Below are 5,733 nucleotides of genomic sequence, written 5' to 3' on the forward strand. Positions count from 1 at the left end.
CTACCATAATTTTCTCCCCCCCAAAAAATTATAATTCAACGATATATAGATGTTAATCATTAAACAAAGTTTGCTGAAAATCCTTCTTTAACTTAACTGCTACTTTAGTTTAAATACAAACCTTCACAATTTCTTCTAAACTAAACATAGATATCCAATTTTCTTTAAAGTTGTTGTTCCACAATCTGGCCATTTAATGGAATAAAGAAGGGCGAACGTATATTAAGTTTCGATAGTATAGTTTTCAAATTGCTCGTAAACCCACTTTTGGTTGTTATCGGCAATGTATTGTTCTGCCGCGATTAAACGGTTTACGCGTTGGATTTGTAACAAAAATTGATCCTTAAAGAAAAGAATTCACATTCAGGATGAACGTAAATCCACCGTCAATCTTGAGTTCTTTTCCATAACCCATGTAATAGTCAAGTAAATACATAAATAAAAAGGTCAAACCCATACATTATTGCTCTTCAACAGGAGGAAATTTTTTTCAAGATATAGAAATAATAAAAGGCAGGTAAATATTAAAGGGGGATTTGAATGGAGTTTTCAGTTCTCATGGATTGGATGCAATATTTCTTGTTGATTATGGGTGGATGTTTAATTTTGTTCATTCTCATGCTATTTTTCTCCAATAGATACACAAAGAGGAAATTAAATCAAATGGAACAAAACGAAAAAATGAATTAATTACAACAACGAATAAAACGCTGAACGTTTTTTAGTGTTTGCCTTAATTAAGATATTTGGCCCTTCCAGCAAACCGCTGAGAAGGGCTGTTTTATAGAGGATGGAAACATAGCGGATATCATCCACAACGAGATGGTCAACACGTTTTCCTAATTCACATCTTTAGATGGAATTTTAAAGAGTTAAAGTGTCATAAATGTCGTTTCTAAAATCTTGAAGTATTAAACCTATTCCCAATAAAAAACTGGATAGTCATTTATACTATCCAGCACATCTTATTTGTAAGAAGTTTTTAGTTATATTTCTTCTTCATCCTTGATTTTCCACATGATTTAACGAATGATGTTTAGTATATCACCACAAAGACATTTCAACATCTGTCCCTAGTATCGGCCCCGCCTACGCCAAATACGATGACGGCCACACATGCCATCCAACCCATTATTTATTATAATAGAAAACGCTTACATTTTCAATTTTAATAGAACTTAAAATTCTTATAGTTTTATATTTGCTGTTACTTTATGAAAAAGTGAGCAAAATCCAACCCTCTCCGGTAAAAGGAATCAATTCTTTTAAAATCGTGTATATATGACGTTTGCTTTCACGTCATGCACTACCAAAACCTTGTAATTTTTATGTGCCACAACGGTTCTATTTCCTTCAAACTCCCATTCCGTCTTATTTTCGGTTATATTCACAATGACTGAATTTTCATTTACCTTCTCAACGATCCATTTGATTCCATTCTTAAAAAGAATATGATCTCCCATTTCTGCGATTTCATTTGCCTTGAATATCATTTTTCCCCTCCAAGAAAAGTACAGTTAGCCTATTACTTTTTTCTTTCTTATATTCAAAGTTTTGTTATTTTTTATATCCTTCGCAATTGAAGACCGTTCAATATATGTATTGGACCTTGTCCTTTACTGATATGGTCCGGAATCAACTCCCTTAAGAAATGGCTTATACTTAGAATTTAGCATCAGCATTTGTAAAAACCTTATCAATAAAATCGGCTAATTTCTTATTTAAGACCTTACTTCATCTTTCTAAATTTCCTTATGAACTCTTTTCTTTTTTCGTTTGATGTATGTCTATTTGTAATTTATTCTTAAATAAAGTTAAAAGGGTCATCATTCTTTTCTTCCATTTTAGTTGCTTTCCATATTTAGACTCATATAAATATTGATTCAAAAGATAATGGCTTGCCTCCTCAAGCACGATCGATAGGACGATAAACAGAATAAAAACAATAATCCAAATCCACATGTATTCATCCCCTTTTACGGACAATGCAACCTATTGGCAAAACACACAAATTGAAGAACCCATAATGATGATTTTAATTACGATTCTTTTAAATTAGCTTTTATATGCATTTTACCAAATTTATGGATATTGAGATAGATAAAGTTTAGGTTTTATTTAGAATTGCGAAATATTCGGAGGAAAAGTGTGGATTATATCTTTTACTTTGCCTGATATTCTAAGCTTGCCAATAGCAAACTGCAAACTAAATCCCTGGTTTATTCGAAAGAACTTCACCGATTCATTCACAATACAATACAAATAAAAAATAGCTTGGAACCCAAGCTACATTGCTTTTAACAGCTTTAACCCTATTCCTTTTTTAATCGTTCCTTCTCCTGTTCGCAAAACGATTCGGCTGTAGATTAGCTCCAATAGGGAGTACCTGCAAGTTCAACATCCGCTTTCGGTATTTTCCCTCGACTATAATACACATTTAATTTCCGCTTATCATAATTCAAGCCATGTTCCGATAAGAAATCAGCAAACTGCTTTTGATTAAAATAATGATCCGGCGTTTCTCGAAGAATGGAAAAGGTAGGTTTTTGAATTAAATACGTATCCTCTCTAAAGAACTGAGTCATTAATTCTAACGCGAATTCGAGCCATTCATTCTCTAAATGATGATACAATAATCCGATATTAAAACTTTCATATTTGGGAGCTTCAAAAAACCAAGCTAATCTTAAGAATACTGCTTTAACTTCTGTTAATCCTTGCATTGCTTCTTCCACTGTTAAAATGTTCTCATAAGCCTTTAACTTACCTTTAAATTTCGGAAACTTTTCAATGATCCGTTTAGTTGCGTGTCTCTATCCCCTCCTGTTGACTTAGTCAACATCGAAACGGAAAATTGATTGTCTGTTAAGCTGCATGAATACGCAGTCCACGGTTTATTCTTGTTTTTCTAAGTATGCTCGTGGCTACCTATAAATACCTTGGAAACGTACGGAATGAAGGAGGAAACCGAAAAAAGCGACAAGTACGACTGAGAGAAAGGCCTCTTGTTCCTTTCTTTTCGCCCTAAGTTCTTTTATCTACAAAATTTTTTGTAATGTTTTAGGGGGTTTTGTCAGATGTATTCCAATTATAAAGAATTTTTCGCATAATAATAATTGCGAGGAAAACCAATTTATCGAATTAAAAACAGTTAAAGAGAATCAGGGGAATATATGATGTTTATCGAGATTGAGGAACTAGAGGACCGGATCAATCAGATGAGAAAGATTTTGATCCTAATTGCGGGAAAAACTGGATTAAATAGCGATGACACCCTTTGTTGCAGTCGGAAATTAGACGAGCTCATCACGATGTATCAAAAAAGTAAAAATCAACACCATACAGAAGTTTGATTAAAGTCCTGTATTTTTACAACTGAATACGGGAATTTTTTTTTGATTTTATTTTGCTGGTTACATCCTAAAAGTTCACAAGATGGTTCCAAACCATCCTTTATTACGTTACATTTTGCGTAAATTGAATAAAATCATCCAGAGCCTTTTGATTGATTATCTGTTCAAAGTCCCATGGTTGCTCTAATGTAATACCCCTATGACTTGCAACTGAAATCAGTAAACCTAATTCATAATACATATTTTTCGTTAACAATCCTTTTTCAATGTTTTTCATCATTTCATCATAAAAAGCAATTAAAAAATCAGTAGGTAACTTTTCATAAAAATCCATATTTTCATCTCCCCTTATAAAAAAATGTAGGAAAAACTTTTTGGATAAACAAGTATCACCTTCTCCCATTATAAACAAGTGATTGTAAAATGTTTGTCGATTTAACCGAATATTTACAATAATCGAACAATTTTTTATCTTTCATTCGGGGTTTTTATGCTGCATCCTTGCGAAGCATGGATGCAGCCGTATTGTTGGGGGTTCGATGCCCCCAAACAAGACGAACTACCACAAAAAAAAGAAAATAACAAAGAAGAGGGATTAAACCTCCCTCTCCTTCGAATCTTACATTCTACCTTTTTCTTTCAAGCTGTAGTATTCAGCATCGGCATTTACAATCAGGTGATCAAGGACCTCGATTCCTAGAATCTTACCTGCTTCCACTAATCTTTTCGTGACTTCAATATCTTCATTGCTCGGATTACAGTTTTATCAATAGTAAAGTGTTAAAAATATAATAAAATCAATTTCTTCACTTTGACTACATGTATTTAAAGCATTCATATTTCTTATAAAATAAAATCTGTATACATACAAAACACCGTCCATAAAATTCTGAACGGTGCTAAATTAGTAATTTTATATCACAATGATTACCGATAGCTTCTATCTATCAAATGATTAATTTATAACCACCGATTTTATTCCACTAAAGCGCCCTATAACGGAATACAACTTTGAGCTACTATTAGCTGTTTTAGTTCAATAATCTCTGTAATGTAATTAAGCATATATTACCAAGCTTTTACTGCTTTTCCGTGTTCAAATCTTTCAAATAAAAAAGTAAGTATTCTATAGCTGCATACTCAGGTGTTTTTAAGTTTTTTTTATTTACAGTATTTCTGTGCATATAAGTATCAACCATTCCTGGTCGAATTGCCATTATCTTAACATTACTTTTCTCTATCCCAATGCTTTTCGAAAAAGTTTCAAGTCCTGCTTTCGACGTAGAATAACAACTTCCACCAGAAGATAAGTTGAATGATGCACCAGACGAAACATTTAAAATCCTTTTTTCAATATTGTATTTTTCAGATTTTTTTATAAAACAAGACGTTAAAATCATTGGAGAAATTAAATTTACATTCATCATTTTTATAATAGAGTTTGGCTCTGTTTCTTCTATATTTTGAGAAAAGTAAACACCAGCATTGTTAATGAGATATAAAGACTCAATAACAGAAGAATCAATTTTATCAAAAATATTTTTCATAAGTTCTTCGATTTCATTTGTATTGTATAAATCGAATTCGAAATAATCCAATTTGCAGTTCTTTGAGTTTGCAAGGGAAATTAGTTCATTATTCTTTTTTCTAGAAATACATAGTAAATGGTTATTATTCGATAACAATTTATTACAAATAGATTCTCCCACTGCCGTTGTACAAATGGTCACGGAATATTCTGTTTATAATTCTCTGCTCTAAAGAGAAAAAACGAAAACAGCTGAACAGAGACAGTATGCATCCAATTTTTTACTATACCCTTTGACTGGTGTAACAGCGCCTGATTGTTTGGGTTATGGCACGCTTTTCCCTTCGATTTTCCGGAGCCAGATATGCGCGGACTTCCATAAGGAAGCCTTCAGATAGCGGCTGATCTGCAAGTAGGTTCGCTTGCTGTTCGTCCGCAATTGCGCAAGGACGTTCAGGCAGTAGACGATCAACGCAATGTACACCTGATTGTGTACACCCTGCTGACTTTGCGCGTAGAACTTCTTGATGTTCAAGTGCTGTTTCACCCATTTGAAGAACAGTTCGATGGCCCAGCGGGACTTGTACAGTTCAGCGATTTCGTCCGCGGATAAATCGAACCGGTTCGTGATCAGATTCAGCTGATTGCCTTTGGAATCCAGCACTTTCAAAAGACGGAACACGTTTTCTAACCGGTTCTGAGCAGTGCCGATCACAATCATTTCATCCGACATTACGACAGAGTCTTCCGGTAGTTCGAAGTGTTCGAGTGACCGTACGACTGCGTTCTTTCGCAGGCGGGAAACAAAGAAATAGCCCTCGTCCGTCATGGGGTCGAATCGCTCGTAATCCA

The 5,733-nt window shown here is 33.8% G+C and carries 8 protein-coding genes and 1 pseudogene; 2 read left to right on the forward strand and 7 right to left on the reverse strand.

Annotation, left to right across the window (positions count from 1 at the left end):
- Positions 1-540 precede the first annotated feature (540 nt).
- Positions 541-690, forward strand: a complete 150-nt coding sequence (locus J7E67_RS27825) for a hypothetical protein (protein WP_214713017.1) — start codon at positions 541-543, stop codon at positions 688-690.
- 575 nt (positions 691-1,265) lie between these two features.
- Here the strand turns inward: J7E67_RS27825 and J7E67_RS27830 are convergent.
- The 3 genes from J7E67_RS27830 to J7E67_RS27840 form a co-directional block, all read right to left on the reverse strand.
- Positions 1,266-1,493, reverse strand: a complete 228-nt coding sequence (locus J7E67_RS27830) for a DUF2187 family protein (protein ID WP_214713016.1) — start codon at positions 1,491-1,493, stop codon at positions 1,266-1,268.
- 259 nt (positions 1,494-1,752) lie between these two features.
- A complete protein-coding gene (locus tag J7E67_RS27835) occupies positions 1,753-1,962 on the reverse strand; it encodes a hypothetical protein (protein ID WP_214713015.1) in 210 nt (69 codons plus the stop codon).
- Between the two features lie 404 nt (positions 1,963-2,366).
- The gene (locus J7E67_RS27840; RefSeq protein WP_214733249.1) at positions 2,367-2,723 is read right to left on the reverse strand and encodes a hypothetical protein; all 357 of its coding nucleotides are present in this window, start codon (positions 2,721-2,723) and stop codon (positions 2,367-2,369) included.
- 453 nt (positions 2,724-3,176) lie between these two features.
- Here J7E67_RS27840 and J7E67_RS27845 point away from each other — a divergent pair, with 453 nt between their 5' ends.
- Positions 3,177-3,353 (forward strand): aspartyl-phosphate phosphatase Spo0E family protein, encoded by a 177-nt coding sequence (locus J7E67_RS27845; RefSeq protein WP_251027050.1) that lies wholly within the window; start codon positions 3,177-3,179, stop codon positions 3,351-3,353.
- Between the two features lie 103 nt (positions 3,354-3,456).
- On the opposite strand, the gene J7E67_RS27850 is transcribed toward J7E67_RS27845, so the two are convergent.
- From J7E67_RS27850 to J7E67_RS27865, 4 genes and pseudogenes are all read right to left on the reverse strand, one after another.
- Entirely contained in the window at positions 3,457-3,687 is a 231-nt protein-coding gene (locus J7E67_RS27850) for a hypothetical protein (protein WP_214733251.1), read from the reverse strand.
- A gap of 285 nt (positions 3,688-3,972) precedes the next feature.
- Positions 3,973-4,107 (reverse strand): annotated as a pseudogene (locus J7E67_RS27855) (JAB domain-containing protein); the annotation flags it as partial.
- A gap of 325 nt (positions 4,108-4,432) precedes the next feature.
- Positions 4,433-5,083: an SDR family NAD(P)-dependent oxidoreductase gene (locus tag J7E67_RS27860; protein WP_214713011.1), complete on the reverse strand. Its 651-nt coding sequence runs from the start codon at positions 5,081-5,083 to the stop codon at positions 4,433-4,435.
- A 123-nt stretch (positions 5,084-5,206) separates the two neighbouring features.
- A partial coding sequence (locus J7E67_RS27865; RefSeq protein WP_214733252.1) for an IS4 family transposase occupies positions 5,207-5,733 on the reverse strand: 527 nt, incomplete at its 5' end.

It is taken from the genome of Bacillus sp. ISL-46 (assembly GCF_018613205.1).